The organism is Plantactinospora sp. CNZ321 (assembly GCF_004217235.1).
In genome coordinates this window covers 6,940,723-6,960,120 of sequence record NZ_SHKQ01000001.1, presented here as the reverse complement: position 1 = coordinate 6,960,120, position 19,398 = coordinate 6,940,723, and the positions used below count along the sequence as shown (strand labels likewise).

17 protein-coding genes and 2 pseudogenes are annotated in these 19,398 nt (G+C 70.3%); 11 read left to right on the top strand and 8 right to left on the bottom strand.

Annotated features, from left to right (window positions below):
* Window positions 1-10 precede the first annotated feature (10 nt).
* From EV371_RS30210 to EV371_RS30190, 5 genes and pseudogenes are all read left to right on the top strand, one after another.
* Window positions 11-1,837: a M91 family zinc metallopeptidase gene (locus EV371_RS30210; protein ID WP_130465043.1), complete on the top strand. Its 1,827-nt coding sequence runs from the start codon at window positions 11-13 to the stop codon at window positions 1,835-1,837.
* Window positions 1,834-2,433, top strand: coding sequence for a hypothetical protein (locus EV371_RS30205; protein WP_130465042.1), 600 nt, complete (start codon window positions 1,834-1,836; stop codon window positions 2,431-2,433). Before EV371_RS30210 ends, EV371_RS30205 begins: the two co-directional genes overlap by 4 nt.
* Window positions 2,434-2,637: 204 nt before the next feature.
* Complete coding sequence (locus tag EV371_RS30200) at window positions 2,638-5,529, top strand: nSTAND1 domain-containing NTPase (protein ID WP_486484989.1); 2,892 nt, start codon at window positions 2,638-2,640, stop codon at window positions 5,527-5,529.
* A 2-nt stretch (window positions 5,530-5,531) separates the two neighbouring features.
* Window positions 5,532-6,766 (top strand): annotated as a pseudogene (locus tag EV371_RS30195) (IS3 family transposase).
* Between the two features lie 38 nt (window positions 6,767-6,804).
* Entirely contained in the window at window positions 6,805-7,368 is a 564-nt protein-coding gene (locus tag EV371_RS30190; RefSeq protein ID WP_486484848.1) for a WD40 repeat domain-containing protein, read from the top strand.
* Between the two features lie 4 nt (window positions 7,369-7,372).
* Here EV371_RS30190 and EV371_RS30185 read toward each other — a convergent pair whose 3' ends face one another.
* The gene (locus tag EV371_RS30185) at window positions 7,373-7,672 is read right to left on the bottom strand and encodes an NIPSNAP family protein (protein ID WP_130465040.1); all 300 of its coding nucleotides are present in this window, start codon (window positions 7,670-7,672) and stop codon (window positions 7,373-7,375) included.
* 479 nt (window positions 7,673-8,151) lie between these two features.
* Here EV371_RS30185 and EV371_RS30180 point away from each other — a divergent pair, with 479 nt between their 5' ends.
* Entirely contained in the window at window positions 8,152-8,763 is a 612-nt protein-coding gene (locus EV371_RS30180; protein WP_130465039.1) for a DUF4352 domain-containing protein, read from the top strand.
* 58 nt (window positions 8,764-8,821) lie between these two features.
* Here the strand turns inward: EV371_RS30180 and EV371_RS30175 are convergent, their stop codons facing one another.
* Complete coding sequence (locus tag EV371_RS30175) at window positions 8,822-9,922, bottom strand: Scr1 family TA system antitoxin-like transcriptional regulator (protein WP_165436872.1); 1,101 nt, start codon at window positions 9,920-9,922, stop codon at window positions 8,822-8,824.
* 178 nt (window positions 9,923-10,100) lie between these two features.
* Here EV371_RS30175 and EV371_RS30170 point away from each other — a divergent pair, with 178 nt between their 5' ends.
* Window positions 10,101-10,730, top strand: a complete 630-nt coding sequence (locus EV371_RS30170; protein ID WP_130465038.1) for a hypothetical protein — start codon at window positions 10,101-10,103, stop codon at window positions 10,728-10,730.
* Complete coding sequence (locus EV371_RS30165) at window positions 10,727-10,969, top strand: hypothetical protein (RefSeq protein WP_130465037.1); 243 nt, start codon at window positions 10,727-10,729, stop codon at window positions 10,967-10,969. The genes EV371_RS30170 and EV371_RS30165 overlap by 4 nt, the downstream gene beginning before the upstream one ends.
* Window positions 10,970-11,089: 120 nt before the next feature.
* Here EV371_RS30165 and EV371_RS30160 read toward each other — a convergent pair whose 3' ends face one another.
* Together EV371_RS30160 and EV371_RS30155 are read right to left on the bottom strand one after the other, a co-directional pair.
* Complete coding sequence (locus tag EV371_RS30160) at window positions 11,090-11,803, bottom strand: MBL fold metallo-hydrolase (protein ID WP_130465036.1); 714 nt, start codon at window positions 11,801-11,803, stop codon at window positions 11,090-11,092.
* Between the two features lie 74 nt (window positions 11,804-11,877).
* Window positions 11,878-12,315, bottom strand: coding sequence for a MerR family transcriptional regulator (locus EV371_RS30155; protein ID WP_130465035.1), 438 nt, complete (start codon window positions 12,313-12,315; stop codon window positions 11,878-11,880).
* 50 nt (window positions 12,316-12,365) lie between these two features.
* Here EV371_RS30155 and EV371_RS30150 point away from each other — a divergent pair, with 50 nt between their 5' ends.
* Window positions 12,366-12,791: an SDR family NAD(P)-dependent oxidoreductase gene (locus EV371_RS30150; protein ID WP_130465034.1), complete on the top strand. Its 426-nt coding sequence runs from the start codon at window positions 12,366-12,368 to the stop codon at window positions 12,789-12,791.
* Between the two features lie 120 nt (window positions 12,792-12,911).
* Window positions 12,912-13,817: an arylamine N-acetyltransferase gene (locus EV371_RS30145; RefSeq protein WP_207230648.1), complete on the top strand. Its 906-nt coding sequence runs from the start codon at window positions 12,912-12,914 to the stop codon at window positions 13,815-13,817.
* 54 nt (window positions 13,818-13,871) lie between these two features.
* Here the strand turns inward: EV371_RS30145 and galK are convergent, their stop codons facing one another.
* Complete coding sequence (galK, locus tag EV371_RS30140; protein WP_207230647.1) at window positions 13,872-15,092, bottom strand: galactokinase; 1,221 nt, start codon at window positions 15,090-15,092, stop codon at window positions 13,872-13,874.
* Window positions 15,089-16,078: a UDP-glucose 4-epimerase GalE gene (gene galE / locus EV371_RS30135; protein WP_130465032.1), complete on the bottom strand. Its 990-nt coding sequence runs from the start codon at window positions 16,076-16,078 to the stop codon at window positions 15,089-15,091. Before galE ends, galK begins: the two co-directional genes overlap by 4 nt.
* Before the next feature lie 155 nt (window positions 16,079-16,233).
* Between galE and EV371_RS30130 the strand changes: the two are divergent.
* Window positions 16,234-17,310: pseudogene (locus EV371_RS30130) on the top strand (hemolysin family protein); the annotation flags it as partial.
* A 122-nt stretch (window positions 17,311-17,432) separates the two neighbouring features.
* Here EV371_RS30130 and EV371_RS30125 read toward each other — a convergent pair.
* Entirely contained in the window at window positions 17,433-18,701 is a 1,269-nt protein-coding gene (locus tag EV371_RS30125; protein ID WP_130465030.1) for a YCF48-related protein, read from the bottom strand.
* Window positions 18,694-19,329, bottom strand: a complete 636-nt coding sequence (locus EV371_RS30120; protein ID WP_486484847.1) for an RNA polymerase sigma factor — start codon at window positions 19,327-19,329, stop codon at window positions 18,694-18,696. Before EV371_RS30120 ends, EV371_RS30125 begins: the two co-directional genes overlap by 8 nt.
* Window positions 19,330-19,398: the final 69 nt, after the last annotated feature.

The following is a 19,398-nucleotide window of genomic DNA, read 5'->3' as shown; positions in this document are numbered from 1 at the left end:
AGGACTCCTGATGGGCTTTCCGCCGGAGGATCGGGAGATCCGGCTCGACGCGGCGCTCTGGGACCTCCAGGCCAACCCGGGCCGGATCGAGAGCGCCGCGTCGGCGTGGCGGCGCTTCGGCAAGGAGAGCGTCGCGGTCGGCGACGACCTGGATGCGGACAGTCGAAAGTTGCTGGGCTCGGAGTGGGCGGGAGCGGCGCGCGACTCCTTCGGTCAGCACCAGTCCAAGGTGTTCGGCAGCCTCGACACGATGGGCAGCCAGGCTGGCCGGCTCGCCTCGGCGCTGGAGGGTGCGGCTGAGCTGCTGCGGTGGTACCAGAACGCGCTCGACGGCGAGCGCGAGCAGATCATGGGCGCCGTGCCGAGCTGGCGCTCGGGCGGCGAGATCGTCTTCCGGTGGAATCAGCCCGCACAGGCTACCGAGGTCAGCAACGCGACCAACCGGGCTCGCACGCTGCGCAAGGAGCTCGACGACGCCCTGAAGGGGAAGCTGAGCGGCTTCTCCGCTGCGGAGTGGGACAGCATCTCGACGCAGTGGGACAGTGTCTCCTCCGGCGCGGCCGACCCGTTCACGCTGCCGGCGGAGGCGACCGGCGTTTCGGTGCTGATGGTCGACGGCCGGGCCGTGGTCAACACGGGTCCGGGCGACGACATCGTCAAGGTGACCCACGACCCGGAGACCGGTCAGGTGATCGTCGAGGTCAACGGGGTCAAGTACCACTATCCGGAGGGCACGCCGGTGACGATCCGCGCCGGGGACGGCGACGACCGGGTCGAGGTGCCCAAGGGCGCCAACCTGAGCCTCACCCTGCTCGGCGGCGAGGGTGACGACAAGATTTCTGGCGGGGACGGCAACGAGCGGATCATCGGCCTGCACGGCGACGACGAGATCTACGGCGGCGCCGGCAACGACTACGCCTCGGCCGGCTCCGGCCGTGACTACACCGACGGTCAGGGCGGCGACGACCTGCTGTCCGGCGGCCGAGGCAACGACGTCGTCTACGGACTCTCCGGGAACGACAACATCTCCGGAGGCGAGGGCGAGGACTACCTCGAAGGCGCGACCGGCGACGACACCGTGCACGGCGGCGCGGGTCGGGACATCGTCTCCGGCGGCCGGGACAACGACCGGCTCGACGGTGGTTCCGGCGACGACGTGCTCTACGCCGGGCACGGCCGCGACACGATCTCGGGTGGCGGCGGAGCCGACACCGCCTACCGGCAGGACGAGGACCAGGCGTCCGGCGTACGCCAGGACGTGCGGGTCGAGGTGAGCGACGCGGCGCAGTACATCCAGATCGAGGGGTCGCCCGAGTTCCAGGAGCGGGTCCGCGCCGACCTGGACATGATGCGCGCATCCCCGATCGGGCAGCAGATGCTCGCCGAGCTCGACGACATCCACAACGACTCGGCCGCGATCGCCGCCGACTGGCCCGGGCTCGGCGGAATCTCGTACCAGGGAAACCCGCTCGTGATCGTCGAGGCCGACTCCAACACCGCCTCGTACAGAACGAACTGGCATCTGGGTGAGAACTACGAGGTCACCTACAACCCGAGCCGGCTCTCGTCGTCGGACGAGCGGCCGCCGATCGCGGGCCTGTTCCACGAGTTCGCGCACGTCTACGACTACGGGAACAACACGTCCGCTCCGGGTGAGCATGAAGGGCCGGACGATGTCGGGGTGGAGAACGACGAGCGGGAGGCTGTCGGCCTGCCGATCGACGAGGATGACGACCCGAACACGCCCGGCCGGATCGACCCGGACCACCCCTACAGTTACACCGAGAATGCTTTCCGGGACGAGATGGGCTGGCCGAGAAGGACGTCGTACTCTTGATCAAGAAGTTGCTCTTCGCCTGTGGCGCGGCGGTGCTCGCCGTCGTCACGCTGGCCGGCTGTGGTGCGGAGGCCTATGTGGATTTCGAGCCGGAGTGGAAGCCGACCGGCGTAAAGCCGACGGCGAGCTTCGACGCCGAGGTCACACCTCGGGCGGAGGCCCTGGGCGTGCGTTACACGCTGCGCAACCAGGGCGCGGAGCCGATCGTCGCCTATGTCGGGGTGGAAGGGAACGTTGCCTCGCATGCCTACGACGTCTACGTGACCGCCCGAGAGGATGGCACGGTCGAGTTGGCCAAGCGCACCTTCGCCATCCCGCCCGGGGTGGACGCCGACGCGATCGGCACCATCGAGGGCGTGGTTGTCCCACCCGGCGAGGAATTCACCGAGGAGTTCTCGGTTCCGTTGCCACTCGAAGGCCGTCGCCCCTACGTCGCCACGGTCAAGCTCCCGGAACCGGTGCGCGAAGTGGTCTTCTGTCTCGGCGTCGTACTCCAGAGCGAGGCCGCCGCGCCGAAACCCGCCGACGACGGTCGCGGGAAGTATCCGCTGAACGGGCCGCAGCATCTCCTCTGTTCGCCGCCCGCGACGCTGTGACCGGCGCCCGCCGGGCGGACGGCTGTTACCGGTCGCTCACGAGCGGCTACTGTAGACGCGGGCAGACGGCTGGGAGGCGGGGTTTTGGGGCAGCGGCGACGCTCGTCGAAGGCTTTGCAACTGTCTCTCCTGGTCGTGGCGGTGTTCCTCGAACTGGCTACGAATGTCCTCGCCAACGACGACAGGTCCTGGTTCGTCGGGCTGATGAAGACAGTCGCAGGGCCAGCGCTGGTCATCTTGCTTGCCGGACTGCTCGTGGGTAACGCGGTCGTGTTCTGGTGGGAGAACCCACGCAGTAGGCGGCCGACGTGGAACGCGGACCGCTCGCCGTACCCGGGTCTTGCTGCCTTTCAGGAGGAGGACGCGGCGGTCTTCTTCGGCCGCGAAGCGCAGGTCTCGGATCTCGTAGCTCGGCTACACACCGTCGGCGCCGAAGCCTCCTCTCGGTTCGTATGCGTCACCGGCCCATCGGGCAGCGGGAAGTCTTCCCTGATACGTGCCGGTGTAGTGCCACGCCTGCGGCGTCATCGGTGGCACGTCCTGCCGGCGGTCGCTCCGGCCGGAGAGCCGCTGACCCGGATGGCTCTGATGGCAGCCGACCTGTCCGGTAGTGACCGCATGACGCTGCTGCGGGAGCTGCGTACCCGGCCCGACAGTCTCACGCAGGTTCTGGCCCGATGGCGGGTCAGCAGTGGCAACCGATATGGGCGGTTGCTGCTGGTCGTCGATCAGATCGAGGAACTGTTCACCCTGTCTGGATCCACCGAGCGGGAGCTGTTCCTCGATCGGATCGCGTCCGCGCTGGCCGCAGATCGGCGGCTGTGGGTGATGGCCACACTGCGGGTCGAGTTTCTGGCAGATGTCCTCGCCGACGCACACGCGTCGCTGTTCGCCGCGCCAATGGCGTTGGGCACCGTACGCCCCGCCGACCTGGTGACAGTCATCGAACAGCCGGCCCGGCTCGCGGGGATGAGCTTCGAGCCCGGACTGGTCGACGAGGTCGTCAAAGACACCGGCACGGCGGACGCGTTGCCGCTGCTGGCGTACCTGTTGCAGGAGTTGTATCTGGCAACCGGTCCGGATCGGGTGGCGACCCGGCGGGTATACCAGGAGTTGGGTGGGGTCGCCGGTGCCCTGGCGCGGCAGGCAGACACGGTCCTCGCCGAGTTGCGCAACTACCACGAGCCAGAGACGATCCTGTCCACCCTGCTGCGCCTGGTGGCCATGGAGGGTCCGGAGCCGACACGGCGGAGAGTGCCGACCACCGAGTTGTCCGCCGACGAGCGACGGATAGTGCAGGTGTTCACCGATGCACGGCTGTTGACCACCGATGTCTCCGACGGCGTACCGATCGTGCAGGTTGCCCATGAGGCGCTGTTCCGGCAGTGGCCGCCGTTGCGGCAGCAGGTCGCCGCACGAGCGGAGGCGTTGAAGCGACGGACGGAACTGGACCGCTGGGCGGGCGACTGGCTGCGGTCCGGGCGCAGCCCGGACTATCTGCTCACCGGCGCTCGGCTTGAGCTGGCAGGGCAGTGGCTGGAGGCAATGACCTCAGCCGGCCAGGACTCGCCGAGCGCCCGCGCGCTGGTGGAGGCGTCGCAGGCGCGGGACACCGCGTTTCTGCGCCGGGTGTCGGAGTCGGTCGGCAGGTACGCGTTGACCAACATCGACCGATACCCGGAGCTGGCGATCCTGCTCACCTCGGCGGCGCTCGTCGAATGCCCGCCCACGCCGATCGCTCGCCATGCGCTGATGGCAGCTCTGGCGTTCAGTCATGGTGAGGCCGTGCTCGCCGGCCACACCGACGCGGTACGCGGGGTCGCCTGGTCACCCGACGGCCGGCACCTGGCGACCGCCTCAAGAGATGGCACGGCGCGGATCTGGCACACCGACGACGAAACGGTGCTGCGGGTGCTGCGCGGGCACAGCGGAATGGTCGAGGCCATCGCCTGGTCACCGGATTCGACGAAGGTGGTGACGGCGTCTCGGGATGCCACGGTCAGGGTCTGGAACGCGGAACCCGGAGCCACGATCCAGGTGTTGGAGTGCGGCGACTCCGCGCGAGGGGTGGCATGGTCGCCGGACGGCACACTGCTTGCCGGCACAAGCCGTGATCACGCTGTACGACTCTGGGACACCGCCTCCTGGCAACTCCGGAACACCCTGACCGAACACAGCGGTGATGTCTGGGGTGTCCACTGGTCGCCCGACTCCACCCGCCTCGCTACTGCCTCGCACGACCGCACGGTGATCGTGTGGGACGTGGCCACTGGTCGCCCGACTGCCACGTTGAGCGGGCACCAGGACTTCGTCGAAGCGGTGGCGTGGTCGCCGGACGGGCAGTCGATCGCGACCGGCTCGGGAGATCACACCATCCGGTTCTGGAATCCGCGCACCGGTGACCAGCAGACGTCTCTCGGTGGTTACCGCGATCCCGTCTGGTCGATCGCGTGGACACCTGATGGGGGACGGATCGTGTCCGCCAGCGGTGACGGCACGGCCCAGGTGTGGGACGTACACCGGTCGCGAGAAGTCGCGGCGCTGCGTGGGCACTCGCAGACCCTCTGGTGTGTGGCAGTTTCTCCGGACGGCCGTCGCGTCCTCACCGGCTCCGGAGACAGCACTGCTCGGCTGTGGTCCTTACACCCACCAGGGGCGGAGCGGGCGAACCTGGCCGACCATCGGGATCGTGTCACCACGGTCGCAGTGTCGAGTGCCGGCGTGGTGGTGACCGGTTCGTCTGACGCCAGCGTTCGCCGCTGGCGTCCTTTCGCGTCCAGCCTGCCAAACGTCGCGGTCGGCGCGCCCGTCATCACGCTGGCGCTGCCCCGAGCTGCCGACACTGCGGCCGTCGCGTTGCAGGACGGCTCAGTGAGGCTCATCCAATCCGACGGGGAAGACGTGCTGCTCGCCGACGGTTTGGAGTACGAGTCGATCGCCTGGTCACCCGACGGGACGAGGGTTGCCGCCGGCGGCAAAGACAACGCCATTCATCTCTTCGACGCACGTACGCGAACGGCTGCCGGCACCCTTCGGGGCCACACTGTGTTCCGCACCGGGTTTGATGGAGACATCGAAACCTGGGAGGAACACTAGCGATGCCGGCACCGAAGAAGTACAGCGATGAGCTGCGTGAGCGTGCTACCCGGTTGGCGGTCGAGGCCCGCCGGGATCCGGCGTCCGCGGTCGGGGCGATCCGGCGGATCGCCGGTCAGCTCGGGGTTCATCCGGAGGCGTTGCGCACGTGGGTGAAGCAGGCCGAGACCGACGCCGGGCAGCGGCCGGGGACCACCAGCGGCGACGCCGAACGCATCGCCGCCCTGGAACGGGAAGTGCGTGAGCTGCGGCGGGCGAACCAGATCCTGAAGTCCGCGGCGAGTTTCTTCGCGGCGGAGCTGGACCGTCCGTCGCGATGAAGGTCGACTTCGTCGACTCCCAGAAGGCCGAACACGGTGTCCAGCCGGTCCTGCGGGCGCTCGAAGACACGCCGGCGCAGATCGCACCGTCGACCTACTACGCCGCCAAGACCCGCCCCGCCAGCGCCCGCTGTCGGCGCGACGAGGAGCTGACCGCGATGATCGAGCAGGTCCACACGGCCAACTACGGCGTCTACGGCGCCCGCAAGATCTGGCACGAGCTGCACCGCCAAGGGGTGCGGGTGGCCCGGTGCACGGTCGAGCGGCTGATGCGTGAGTCCGGGCTGCGTGGGCTGCTGCGCGACAAGTCGCCACGCACGACCCGCCCGGCAGCCGAGACCAGCCGCCCTGCTGACCTGGTCAGACGGGACTTCACCGCAGCCGGGCCGAACCAGCTGTGGGTCGCGGACCTGACCTACGTGCGCACCAGCGTGGGCTGGGTGTACGCCGCGTTCGTCCTCGACGTGCACTCCCGCATGATCGTCGGCTGGCAGGTGTCCACGAGTCTCTACACCGGTCTGGCCCTCGACGCGTTGAAGATGGCGATCTGGCGCCGCGAGAATCAAGGCGCTGACCTGGGCGGACTGGTCCACCACTCCGACCGGGGAGTCCAGTATCGAGCGATCCGCTACACCCAGCGGCTGGCCGAGGCCGGCGCCGTCGCCTCGGTCGGCTCCAAGGGCGACTCCTACGACAACGCCATGGCCGAGGCGTTCAACTCCCTGTACAAGGCCGAACTCGTCCGCAACAAAGGCCCGTGGCGTGGACTCGACGACCTGGAGATGGCCACCGTCGAGTACATCGACTGGTACAACAACCGGCGCCTACACGGCGAGCTCGGGCACGTCCCGCCCGCCGAGCACGAGGCACTACACGCGATGACCCAGCCGGTCACCGCACCCCTGGAAACCAGCTAACCAACTCTCCATCAAACCCGGGGCTTGACACTGACTGGGTGGGGGCGTTGGCCTTCTCGCCCAGCGGACGCTACCTGGCGTCAGGCTCCGATGACCGCGTCGTGCGAGTCTGGGACATCGAGAACCCGGGCAACGTGATCGTCTTGGCCGGGCACCAAAATTATGTCGACGGGGTGTGCTGGGCTCCCGACGAACGATCCCTCGCCAGTTGCTCGGCCGACTGGACCATCCGCGTCTGGGATCTACCCGCAGGCACCTGCGCCCAGGTGCTCACCGGACACGAACGCCGGGTGCGGGCCGTCTCATGGTCCCCCGATGGCCGCTGGCTGGTCTCCGGGTCCGACGACCGCACCGTCCGCCTCTGGTCGCACGATCACGAGTTTCGGTCCGAGATCATCGGCGTACACCGCGACGCCGTCACCAGCATTGCCTGGATGCCGGACGGCGAGCAGGTGGTCACCGGATCGGTGGACGCAACAGCCCGCGTCTGGGCCATCGAAGTTGATCCACAGGAACTTGCGGCTGCCGCGCGCACCCGAGTGTTCCGGGGACTGACGGCCGACGAGCGGCGTGCGCATCTGCTGCCCGTTCAGCACGAGTAGGGATCTACAGCACTGTCTCCACCTGGCGGACCTGCTCACCGAGCAGGAACTGCGATGGATCGAGGTCCATCGCCTTCCGCTGCGGAGACGCCCAGTATCGGGCGTTGGCCTCCTCGAACGAGTCGTCCCCGTCGTAGCAGATCACCCAGATGTGCTCGCTGCGCTCCCGGTCCACCCAGGAGCCGGAGATTTCGAACCCGAACTGCTGGCGTAGCGGAACCACCAACGAACGCCACTTGGCCACCCACTCGTCCAGCCGCTCCGGCCGCACCGTGTAGTTGCGGAACTGGGTGCTTCTCAGCATGTGCTCTCCCGATACGAGTACCTGACCGGACCAGCCTTGTCGTGCAGGATCGCCAGCACCCGTAGCCCCCAAGGTTGAACCTTACGCTGCGGTGTCGGCTTTGCTACGCCAAGCGTTGACCACCAGCGTTGCCGGGTCCGCTACTGGCGGCCACTCTAGTGACCTTCCGTGACGAACGCTCGGAGTCGTCAGCGGAGATCGTCATCGGCACATTCTGACCCATGCGGATCTGCCGCCGGCCGGGTAGTCATGACCGTGGGAGACGCATGGGAGACGCATGACCAAGCGGACGCGCCGTTGGCTCGATGAGCGCGTCATCACCTCGCTGGATCCACCTGGCACCCGCCTTGTGGGTTCCAACGCTGGTTCGCAGGCCCAAGCAGCGCATTCGAGCAGGTAGGTCCAGCCGCTGACAAGTCACCCAAGCGTGTCCTCGCGGTTGGTTGTCGCGACCTTACCGTGAGTGCACACTGCCACGTATGTCTTCACGCATTCCTATTGCGGCGGTCGCTGCCCTCCTGCTCACTCTGTCCGCCGCCTGCGCCGAAGGCGACCACGCTGCGGCTCCGGTGACGCCGACCGCGACGCCGTCCGTCCCAGCCACTGCGGCCCCCGTCACCGTGGCACCTGCTGCCACGGAACCGCCAACCAGCCCTCCGGCACCGCCTGAGCCAAAGCTGGGCACGGAGCAAACCACCAACCTGGGTGACGTTACTGTCTACGCTGTCAAGTTCCCGGTGAAGGCACAGGACTCCACCGCCACTGCCATCCGCGACAAGGGCATGCAGTTCGCCATTGCCGATATCAAGGTGTGCGCCAACGGCGAGGTCGATGCGGACGGATACGGCTTCTCAGCCAGCGACTTCTTGCTGATTGACGAGGATGCGCGCGCCTACGAGTTCTGGAATGTACAGGTGGGCGCCCGATCGCCGAACTTGACTGACAGCGTCGGGTTCGGAACGGAGACGCCACGGAAGCGGTCGTGCAAGCGAGGATGGCTGACGTTCCAAGTGCCTCCGAAGTCGGAGATCGTGGCAGTTGAGTACAGCCCGTCGGGCGGCACGGCTCCGCTGGCCTGGAAGATTCATTGAGTTGTGGTTAGATATCTATGCATTCGAGGGCCCAGAGGGTCGGCACGGGATCCTTCGCTCAGGCCCTGTCGCTCAGCGCGCTGTGGATCCGGGGTCTCGGTGCGGGCCGTCTGGTAAAGCCGGCCCAGGCGTACGGGGTGAACCGGAGCATCGGCCCTGTCGGATCCTTCGAGTCCCGTACCCCGACCGCCCCAGCCAGTTCGGCGACCTCAACGCAGTTGGAGTCGTTGGCGCCGCTGCGGCTGCTCTTGCGCCAAACGGCCTGACTCAGGTCGGGGGCGGTCATCGTCGTCTCCTCGTACGGGTCACTCGGGTAGTTGTCCGCCACCCGAGCCAAGAACTCGCCTGACTGATCGGGGTCGAGTGCCTTCGCGCGCAGGTGGTCGAACATGAGTCTATAGCGCGCGACCTGCGCCTCCTTCTCCATGAGCAGGGTGCTCGTGTCATTGCCGATGTAGACGACCGTCGGGTCAAGGACCGGGTCGTCGTAGTCCAGGATGGTGAACGGACCACCCATGGCGGCGTGGGCTCCGGCGTCGAACGGCAGTATCTGCAACACGATCGAGGGGTTGGCACACGCCTCGATCAAGCGCCCTACCTGGGCCCGCATCACCTCAGTGCCTCCGATGATCCGGCGAAGTGCGGCTTCGTCCAGCACGATCCAGAGCTTTGGCGGAACGTCGCGGGAGAGCAACGCCTTCCGCGCCAGGCGCGCAGCGACGATGCGGTCGACATCTTCGGGGTTGGCCGAGACTCGGCCGGCGTGGATGATCGCTCGGACGTACTCTTCGGTCTGGAGCAAGCCTGGCATGTAGCTGCTCTCGTAGGAGCTGATCGAGGAAGCTTCGGCCTCGAAGCCCACATAGGCGTCCGGCAGCACGTCGCCGTACGCGTTCCACCAGCCCTTCTGTCTGGCCTGCCGGGCCAGGGTCGTCAACTTCTCCTGGTCTTCCTCCGAGGCTTTGTAGAGCGCCAGCAGGTCTCGGACATCATTTTGAGTGACCCGTGAGTGGCCAAGCTCGATGCGGATGACCTTGGTGCGATGCCAGCCCAGGTCGGTTGCTACCTCCTCCGCGATCAGGCCGGCTTGGTCGCGGAGCCGCCGCAACTCGCGCCTCAGCCGGCGAGCTCTGATGGTCGGACTGGGGATCTGCGCCACTACCCTCGCCCCTTCTGAGTGAGTTTCGTCGATTCTTGCCCCGTCATCCTCCAGCGTCAATCATCTGGCTCAAACTTCTCCATCGGATTCAACATGTGACGTTGCAAACCCTACCTGTGTCGTCCATGCTCTGTGTAGTGGGCCGTTCACCCACGACGATCAACGCCTGGAGGTACGCGTGACTCAGAACAACTCGCCGCACTGGGAGCAGCCGCGCCGTGAGCGGACCCCACCCGAGCAGCCCCAACCCGACCCAGCCGCCCACAGTGCACCGTCCGAGCCGTACGCCGACCTCTTCGCGGTCCTCGACCGGGCCGACGTCTCGGAGGCCGTTCGCGCGGCCCTCGCCCACGCACTCAACCCACCCACCCCGCCCGATCTGCCAACCGACCCCGACGCCCACCGCCAACTCCACGCCGCCCGCGAGACCAGCCCCAACCTGCGCCTCCGCTCCATCGGCCGACCCACCGAACCGCGCCGCCGCTACACCCTGCACGTCACCTTCCCGGCCCACGACCTCCTCGCCGCCCGCAGCAAAGCCGCCGCCTACACCGAGGCGCTGCTCCTGCTCCGACCCGAGTTGACCGCACACCCAGCCCTACTGAGCCGCGCCGACCAGTGGAACCACAACCAGCCGGTCACCTGCGGCCGACGCGGACCCGACGGCGAGGTCTGCGTCAGGGCCGCCGACCATCCCGGCTGCCACTGGGACAGCGTCCTCGGCGGCTCCTGCTGGAGCATCGAAAACTGGAGCGCCGAAAAGGTAACCGGTTCGGCCAGCTACTGCGACCGGACGGAGGATCGGTGAGCCGCCCGGCCCGGGGCGGGACGCTTCCGCCGTACCCCCGGGTCTGTCCCTGCCGGCACTGCGGCCTGGCCGTGCTGCGCGACAACGACGACAACTGGATCCACGCCAGCCTCTCCTACGCCTGCCGCGACCGTTGGGGCCGTGCCTACGGCACCACCGCCGAACCGACCCCGCCGGCCCTGGTCCGGGCCGCCGCGACCCGGCGTCCCGGACCCGTCCGGGTCACTGGCCTGGGGTGACGGTTCCGACCAGGTGTAGCCAAGCGGAGCTCCACCGTTGCTGCGCGCCGTCATCGTCCTCTGCCGAGCAGGCACTCCTGCCGCCCCGGCGAGCCTTCCTGGAATCCAATAACGGTCGGCCTACCGCGTCAGGGTCTCCGCGGTGGCCCGCAGCCGGGTCGCCGCGTCCTCGCGGAGGGGGTCGCCGTGGCCGAAACAGGCGATGTCGACGTCGAGCCGCGCCTGGCGCTCGAACGAGGCGACCGCCCCGACCGGATCGACGTTGAAGACGCCGAGGATGACCTCGCCGTCCGGGCTGCGGGCGATCGTGTCCCCGGTGAACAGCACACGCTGCTCGGGCAGGTAGAACGAGACACTCCCGGCGGTATGACCGGGCACGCCCACCGTGACAGCCTGTACGCCGCCACCGAAGTCGAGCACATCGCCGTCTTCGAGTTCGAGATCGACCCGTACGGGCGCGGGCGGCTCGGTGGGCATCCCGGCGCGGACCTGTTCGAGCAGGACACGTTCCCAGTCGGCCAGCTGCGGCGGTGGACCGACCGCCTCGCCTCGGATCACGGGCGCGTCGGACCGGTGCGCGTGCACGACGACATCTCCCCAGCCGGCGATGTCGGCGGCCGAGCCCATGTGGTCCTCGTGGAAGTGCGTGAGCAGCAGACGCCGGAGATCGGACCGCCGGAAGCCGAGTTCGTCGATCGCTTCGGCGATCAGCGGCGCGGACCCGGGGGTACTCGTGTCGATCAGGGTGAGACCGTCCGGATCAGTCCAGAGGTAGGCGTGGCCGACCGGAAAACTCAGCATGTACAGCCGGGGGAGCAACTGGATGATCGTCACGAACCGACGCTAGCGCCGGGCCGGCGCAGACCCGGGCGCCTACGCCAGCAGCGAATACGCTGCCAGCGTAAGGGTCAGGAACCGCCGTCTGTGGGTTGTGGGTTCCAGAGCCGATCGGCGGTGCCCTGCGCGAGATGGCGCTCGTACACGACGATCTTGGACGCGACCAGGTCCAGGCACGCCGTGAGCTCGTCGACCTTTGCGGCCACCTGCGCCTGGTGGGCGCGGAGCACGTCGAGGCGGGCGGCTTCGTTGCCGTTGCCCTGCCGAAGCAGGCCGACATAGCGGCGGATCGTCTCCAGCGGCATGCCGGAGGCCCGCAGGTGGGTGCAGACCCGCAACCATTCGAGGTCCGTGGCGCCGTACATCCGGTGCCCGGTGGCAGAGCGCCGGATCTGGCCGGGCAGCAGTCCCTTCCGCTCGCAGAAGCGGAGCGTGTGCACGCTCAGGCCGGTCCGTTCGGCGAGCTGGCCGATGCTCAGTTCCTCCGGCGGCGTCGGGCACCCGTTCACGGTACCCGGACTTGACCTAGAGTCCGCTCCAACCTCTACGGTCCCGGGCCATGACTGATTCTCCTGTTGCCCTGATCACGGGCGCTTCCAGCGGTATCGGCGCCGCGACCGCCCACCGGTTGCTCCGCGAGGGTTACCGGGTCACCGTGACCGGACGCGACCGGGGTCGCCTGGCGCGGTTCGCCGCCGCGCTCGACGAACCGGCGGAGTTGCTGACCGTCGTCGCGGTTGCCGCCGAGTACGACGCGGTTGAGGCGGCCGTCGACGCCACGGTCGGCGCGTTCGGGCGGTTGGACGTCGCGATCGCCAACGCCGGCTTCGGCACGCACGACACGGTCGCCGACGGCAACCCCGCCGGGTGGCGCGATATGGTACTGACCAACCAAATCGCCGAGGCGATCGCCTGGACGGTCAGCCAGCCGGCCGGCGTCGACGTGAACACCGTGACCCTGCGACCGGTCAGCCAGGCCGCCTGAACCGCCCCCCGCCTCGCCCCCCGCCTCGCTCGCCGTCAGGTGAGCCGGCCGGCTCCCGGTCCGGGAGTTGAGGTGAAGAGGCGAACCGTTGTTGTCGGTGCCCCTGGCTAAGCTGACGCGGTGATCGGCACGACATCCGCTAAGGTGAATCTCTGGCGCCCGCCGGCGCTTGACGACGGGGTCGCCGCCGCCTACCTGCGCCGGCTGGGTGTCGACCCAAACACCGAGCGAGCGGAGCGGCCGTCGGTGGCGCAACTGCACCGGCTGCATGCCGCGCACGTCGAGCGGGTGCCGTACGAGACCGTCTGGATCGCCCTCGGCGAGCGTCGGGAGATCGATCCGGTCGCGGCAGCGGATCACCTGGTGGCCGGGCGTGGCGGCTACTGCTTCCAGCTCAACGGGGCCTTCTCGGCGCTGCTGACCACCCTCGGCTATCCGGTGACCTGGCACCGGGCCGGCGTGCAGGGCCAGCCCGGCGACCCGGCCGGGGACAGCGGCAACCATCTCGCGTTGACCACGGTCCTCGACGGTCGGGGCTGGTGGCTGGACACCGGACTGGGCGACGGGCCGCTCGACCCGGTGCCGCTGCTGGCCGGGGCCTTCGGCCCGGACGACCGGTTCCGGCTGCGACCGTCGGACTCGGTGCCGGGCGGCTGGCGGTTCGACCACGAGCCCGGCGGCGCGTTCGTCGGGATGGATTTTTCGGTGACCGCGACCGGGCCGACCGACCTGCTGGACAAGCACATCGAGATCTCCACCTCGCCGACGTCCGGAATGGTGCGGGTGGTGACGGTGCAGCACCGGACCCAGGCCGGTGTCCGGATCATCCGTGGCCGGATGTTCTCCGAGCGGCCGGTGGCCGGCTCCGCGACGGTCCGGCAGCTTTCCGGGTACGCCGAATGGCGCGCCCTGCTGCGGGAGGTGTTCCGACTACCGCTCGACGACGTACCGGAGGAGCGGTTGCGGGCGGTGTGGCAGCGGATCGAGGCGGACCATGCCGCATGGGAACGCGACCGCCAAGCCTGAAGTCGCCGTGCTGACCCCACCGCCGGGGGCGTCGCCGGGGCAGGGTTTCACACGTCAGCCGATCCGTTCGGCTCCGCCCCCCGGGGTGACGGTGAAGCTGGACGGGGCACGGAAGCCGCGCCGGGCGTACGACTCGGCCACCGTCGACGCCACCGTCTCGGCGGCAGCCGCGTCGACCAGCGCGAGTACGCAGCCACCGAACCCACCCCCGGTCATCCGGGCACCGTACGCCCCGGCGGTCAGGGCCGCCTCGACCGCGGTGTCCACCTCCGGGACGGTGATCTCGAAGTCGTCCCGCATCGAGGCGTGCGAGGCGGTCAGCAGTGGCCCGATCTCGGCGAGCCGGCCGGCGTGCAGCAGTTCGACCGTCTCCAGTACCCGCTGGTTCTCGGTGACCACGTGCCGCACCCGGCGGCGTACCGTCTCGTCGTCGAGCCGGGCCAGCGCGGCGTCGAGATGGTCGACGGCGACGTCCCGCAACGCCGGCACGCCGAGAGCGGCGGCGGCGGATTCGCAGGCGGCGCGGCGGGCCGCGTACTCGCCACCGGCGTGCCGGTGCGGCGCGTTGCTGTCGATGACCAGGATGGCGAGCCCGGCGGCGTCGAGGTCGAACGGCACCTGCTCGACGGCGAGGGTCCGGCAGTCCAGGAAGAGCGCGTGCCCCGGGCGGCAGCGCAGCGAAGCGGACTGGTCCATGATGCCGCACGGCACCCCGGCGTAGTCGTTCTCGGCCCGCTGCGCCAGCGCCGGCCGGTCGGCCAGCGGCAGGTCGAGTTCGCCGAGGTCGGCCAGGGCGGTGAGTACGGCGGACTCCAGCGCCGCCGAGGAGGAGAGTCCGGCCCCGAGCGGTACGTCGGAGGCGATCGCCAGCCGGGCCACCGGTACGTCGTGTCCGGCCTCGCGCAGCGCCCAGACGACCCCGGCGACGTACGCCCCCCAGCCGGTGACCCGGCCCGGTTCGGCGGCGTCGGCCCGGCCGAACGAGATCCGTGCACCGGCCTGCTCGGACCAGACCGTCCAGCGTCGTCCGCGCTCCGGTGCGGCCGCGACGACGGTGCGCTGCGGCAGCGCGAACGGCAGCACGAAGCCGTCGTTGTAGTCGGTGTGCTCGCCGATCAGGTTGACCCGACCGGGTGCGGCCCAGACTCCGGCGGGGCGCTCGCCGCCGTACTCGGTGGAAAAGCCGGCGGTGGCGCGTTCGGTGACCGGCCCGACCGGCCGGTCCGGGTGACTGGTCGTGCTCTGTCGATGGGTGGTGTCGGGAGTGCCGGTCACGACGCCGCTCCGCCGAGGATCTGCTCCCGGTAGAACGTCCAGGCGTCGGCGACGATCTCCGGCAGGGCCGGCTTGGCCGGGGTCCAGCCCAGCTCGGTCCGGGCGCGTTCGGCGGAGGCGACCAGCGCGGCCGGGTCGCCGGGGCGGCGCGGGGCGGTCTCCACGGGTACCGGATGCCCGGTCACCTCGCGGACCGCCTCCACCACCTGGCGGTTGGAGAAGCCGCAGCCGTTGCCGAGGTTGAAGACCTGGTGCGCGCCGGGCTTGGCGGCATCGAGGGCGAGCAGATGTGCCCGTGCCAGGTCCTCGACGTGGATGTAGTCCCGGACGCAGGTGCCGTCCTCGGTCGGGTAGTCGTCGCCGAAGAGTTGCAGCTTCTCCCGACGGCCGGCGGCCACCTGGAGGGCGATCGGGATCAGGTGTGTCTCCGGCTCGTGCCGCTCGCCGAGCGCCACCCCGTCCCGCAGGTAGGCACCGGCGACGTTAAAGTAGCGCAGCGACACCGCGGCCAGCCCGTGCGCGGTGGCCATCGAGGTGAGCGCCAGGTCGACGGCGAGCTTGGTGGCGCCGTACGTGCTGGTCGGCAGCGGGGTGCTGGTCTCCCTGATCGGCGTCTCGGTCGGGTTGCCGTAGACGGCGGCGGTGGAGGAGAAGACGAACCGGGGCACGCCGGCGATCCGGGCGGCGTCCAGCAGCGCCAGTGAGCCGACCGTGTTGACCTTCCAGTAGAGCTCCGGCCTGGCCATCGACTCCCCGGCCGCGATCAGCGCGGCGAAGTGCAGCACGCCGTCGAAGCCGGCGTCGGGGGTGAGCACTCCGGCGACGTCGGCGAGGTCCGCCCGGACGAAGGCGGCCTCCGGGGCCAGCGCCTCGGCGTGCCCGGTACGCAGGTCGTCCAGGACCACCACCTGGTGCCCGGCGTCGAGCAGCAGCCGGGTGACGACGCTGCCGACGTAACCGGCACCCCCGGTGACGAGCAGTTTCACGGCTGTGCCCTTTCTGCTTCGGTACGACTTCGACGCCGAGCCCTCAGCATTCCACCATGTTCTGTCAATTCTGCACAGAGTCGAACATGACCGGTGGGATGACGCGGGCCCGAGGTGCCCACACCGGGCACCTGAAGGTGTCTACCATCCTTGGCATGCGGGACGGCGGCAGTACCGGGCCCCGGCGGCGATCGTCGGGGCGCCCAAGACGGCAACCGGGCCCACTCGCGCGGGCCCTGGCCCGGGTCATCGTACGCGCGGCGGACGGCTCGACCCGGCTTGTCACCGCGCTGCTCGGGGCCAGCCCGACGGCGGGACGGGAACAGATCAGCGAGGCCGAACTCCGGGACCTGGTCGCTGCGAACACCCGACTCGACCCGGTCGAGCGGCGGATCATCGACGAGGTACTCGTGGCCGGCGCCAGCCTGGTCCGAGAGGTGATGATGCCCCGGACCGAGGTGGTCTTCCTGGCCGCCGGGCTGCCCCTCGGGGAGGCGGCCCAACTCGTCCGGGCCGAGACCCACACCCGGTATCCGGTGGTCGACGGCACCTCCGACGACGTGGTCGGCTTCGTGCACCTGCGTGACGTGCTGCTCCGCCCGGACGACGACGCCTGCACCACGATCGGGGACCTGACCCGGGAGGTGAAGAAGATCCCCGGCAGCAAGCGGGTGCTGGCGGCGCTGACCGAGATGCGCCGCGAGCGGCACCACCTGGCGGTGGTGATCGACGAGTACGGCGGCACGGCCGGGATCGTCACCCTGGAGGACCTGATCGAGGAGCTGGTCGGCGAGATCCACGACGAGTACGACAGCGCCCCCGACCCGGTGCCGACCGGCGGCCCGACCGAGGTGGACGGCCGGCTCAACCTCGCCGACTTCGCCGAACGGGTCGGCTTCGCCCTGCCACCCGGCCCGTACGAGACGGTCGGCGGATTCGTGATGGCCGCCCTGGGCCGGTTGCCGGTCTGCGGTGACGAGGTGCCGGTACCCGGCGCGGAGCAGCCCGGCGGGGGCGGCAACGGCGGCGGTGCGGGCCGTTCGGCGGGCGGGTTCGGCAACGGGGCCGAGCCGGAGGGCGACCCGGACGGGGACGGCTGGCTGCTCCGGGTGCTGGCGGTGGAGGGCCGCCGGGTGGCTCGGGTCGGCATCTCGGTGGTCCGGGCCCCGGAGCAGCAGCGGGCCCCGGAGCAGCAGCGGGCCCCGGAGCAGCAGCGGGCCCCGGAGCCGCAGCGGGCGGCGGAGCAGCAGGCCGCCCCGGAGCAGCTGCGGGCCAGCGTGCCGGCCGCGCGCACCGACGGGGAGCCCGACGAGGCACCGGTGGCCACGCCCGACTGACCCGCCCCGCTGATCGATCAGATGATCTGGAGCTTGCGCCAGGTGGCGCCGTCGGCGGAGTAGGCCGCCCAGCCGGAACCGAACAGGTCGTAGGCGACAAAGCCGGCGACGGTGCGCTCCAGCCGGGCGAGCGGCGGCAGGCTTCCGCCGGCCCGCTGGAAGGTGACCCCGTCGTCGGCGCTCAGGTAGAGCTGCCGATCGGTGCCGGTCACCAGCAACCGCCCGTCCAGCAGCGGCACCAGCGCACCGGAGATCCCCGCCGGCACCCCCGACGCGTCGGAGCGGCTCCGGGTGAAGGTCCGGCCACCGTCGGCGGAGTGGTAGAGGGCGAGCAGGCTCCGGTCGGTGCCGAGCACCGCCGCGTAGGCCTGACTGCCCAGGCTGGCCACCTCGACGGTACGGGCCGAGGTGCCGGTGTCGGGCAGTTCCACGGTCCGCCAGCTTGCCCCCCGGTCCCGGGTCAGCGCCACCGCGGCGTGGCCGTTGCGGAAGCCGCCGACCCACCAGGCGCCGTCGGCACCGGCAGCCGGTGCCACCCAGCAGACGTCGAGGTCGGGTGAGGTCGCCGGAGCACCGGCCCGGGGCCGGTCCGGCCGCCACACCTCCACGTCCAGGCCGCACCGCCCGCCGCCCGGCCCGGCCCGGAGCAGGTCGCCCCGGACCGCCGCGACCCGGCCGGTACCGTCGCCGGTGTCGACCTCCCGCCAGCTCCGTCCGGCGTCGGCGGAGGCGTACGCCCCACCGGGGTGGCTGACCAGCAGCCGGCCGTCGGGAAAGGCCGCCAGTTCCAGGCGGTGCTGCCCGGCGCTGCCGGCGGGCAGCTCGGTGTGTTCCCAGCTCGCGCCGCCGTCCGAGGTCCGGGCCAGGCTGGCCGGGCAGGGCTTGGCGACACCGCATCGGGCCAGCAGGTAGCCGTGGTCGGGGTCGACGAACTCGACGTCGCCGATCGTCCCCGGCACGTGCGCGACGGCGGACGCGGTGAGCCCGTTGATCGTGATGCCGGCCCCGGTGTAGACCGGTCCACCCGGCGGCGCGTCGGCCACCGGCGGGGGCGCCGGATCGGTGCCGTCGGCCGTCCACGGCTGGAGGGCCACGGTCGTCGTCACCACCAGGCTGAGCAGGGCGGCACCCCCGGCCGTGCCGGCCGCGTGCCGGCGCCGCCGCCGGGTCGCCGCGCGGTCCCGGATCCGGGCCAGCGGCGGCTGCTCGATGTCGTCCAGCAGCGCCGCCCGGCCGCGGGCCAGCCGTACGTCGAGGTCCGGGCCGGACCTGTCCTGGTCAAGCATCTCTCACCCCCCGTCGCACCGCCGGCCGCACCCGGGCCGGTTCTTCCACAGCCCCACCCGAACCAGCGCCGCGTGCCGTCCTGGCGACCATCCGATCCGGGTCGCCGGCCGGTGGGTCCGGCCGGCCCGGCTGTCCCGGCGCCGAGGTGGCCTCGCCGGCGCCCCGGTAGTCGCCGAGGCGGGCGGCGAGCGCCGAACGCCCCCGGGACAGCCGCGACTTCACCGTGCCGGTCGGTACCCCGAGCACGGTGCCGACCTCCTCGACCGGCAGGTCGGCGAAGTAGTGCAGCACGATCACCTCCCGGTAGCTGATCGGCAGCCCGGCCAGGGCGTTGCGCAGGTCGGTCCGCTCCGGTCCGGGAGCGGCCTCGACCAGCCGCGTCACCGGACGGTCCCGCAGCAGGATGGTGTCCAGCAGTTGGCGTCGCCGCCAGCGCCGCCGTACGACGTTGACCGCGACCGTACGCAGCCACGCCTCGGGGTTGTCGATGTCGGCCAGCCCCTGCGGCCGGGCGATCGCCCGGGCGAACGCCTCCTGCACCACGTCCTGCGCCTCAATCAGGTCCGTGGTGAACGCGTAGACCTGCGCGACCAGTCGCCGGTAGCAGGCGTGGTACAGCTCACCCATCGCCTCGTCCACCGCGTCCCGTTCGCCGCCCGCGGAGCGTCCGCCGTGCCGTACCAAACGCTGTCCCTC

What these genes read in the sequence shown, in the direction of transcription:
- EV371_RS30120 (WP_486484847.1), bottom strand. Translation starts at nt 19,329, where the DNA reads ATGGGTGAGCTGTACCACGCCTGCTACCGGCGACTGGTCGCGCAGGTC.
- EV371_RS30210 (WP_130465043.1), top strand. Translation starts at nt 11, where the DNA reads ATGGGCTTTCCGCCGGAGGATCGGGAGATCCGGCTCGACGCGGCGCTC.
- EV371_RS30180 (WP_130465039.1), top strand. Translation starts at nt 8,152, where the DNA reads ATGTCTTCACGCATTCCTATTGCGGCGGTCGCTGCCCTCCTGCTCACT.
- EV371_RS30185 (WP_130465040.1), bottom strand. Translation starts at nt 7,672, where the DNA reads ATGCTGAGAAGCACCCAGTTCCGCAACTACACGGTGCGGCCGGAGCGG.
- EV371_RS30125 (WP_130465030.1), bottom strand. Translation starts at nt 18,701, where the DNA reads ATGCTTGACCAGGACAGGTCCGGCCCGGACCTCGACGTACGGCTGGCC.
- EV371_RS30200 (WP_486484989.1), top strand. Translation starts at nt 2,638, where the DNA reads ATGAAGACAGTCGCAGGGCCAGCGCTGGTCATCTTGCTTGCCGGACTG.
- EV371_RS30150 (WP_130465034.1), top strand. Translation starts at nt 12,366, where the DNA reads ATGACTGATTCTCCTGTTGCCCTGATCACGGGCGCTTCCAGCGGTATC.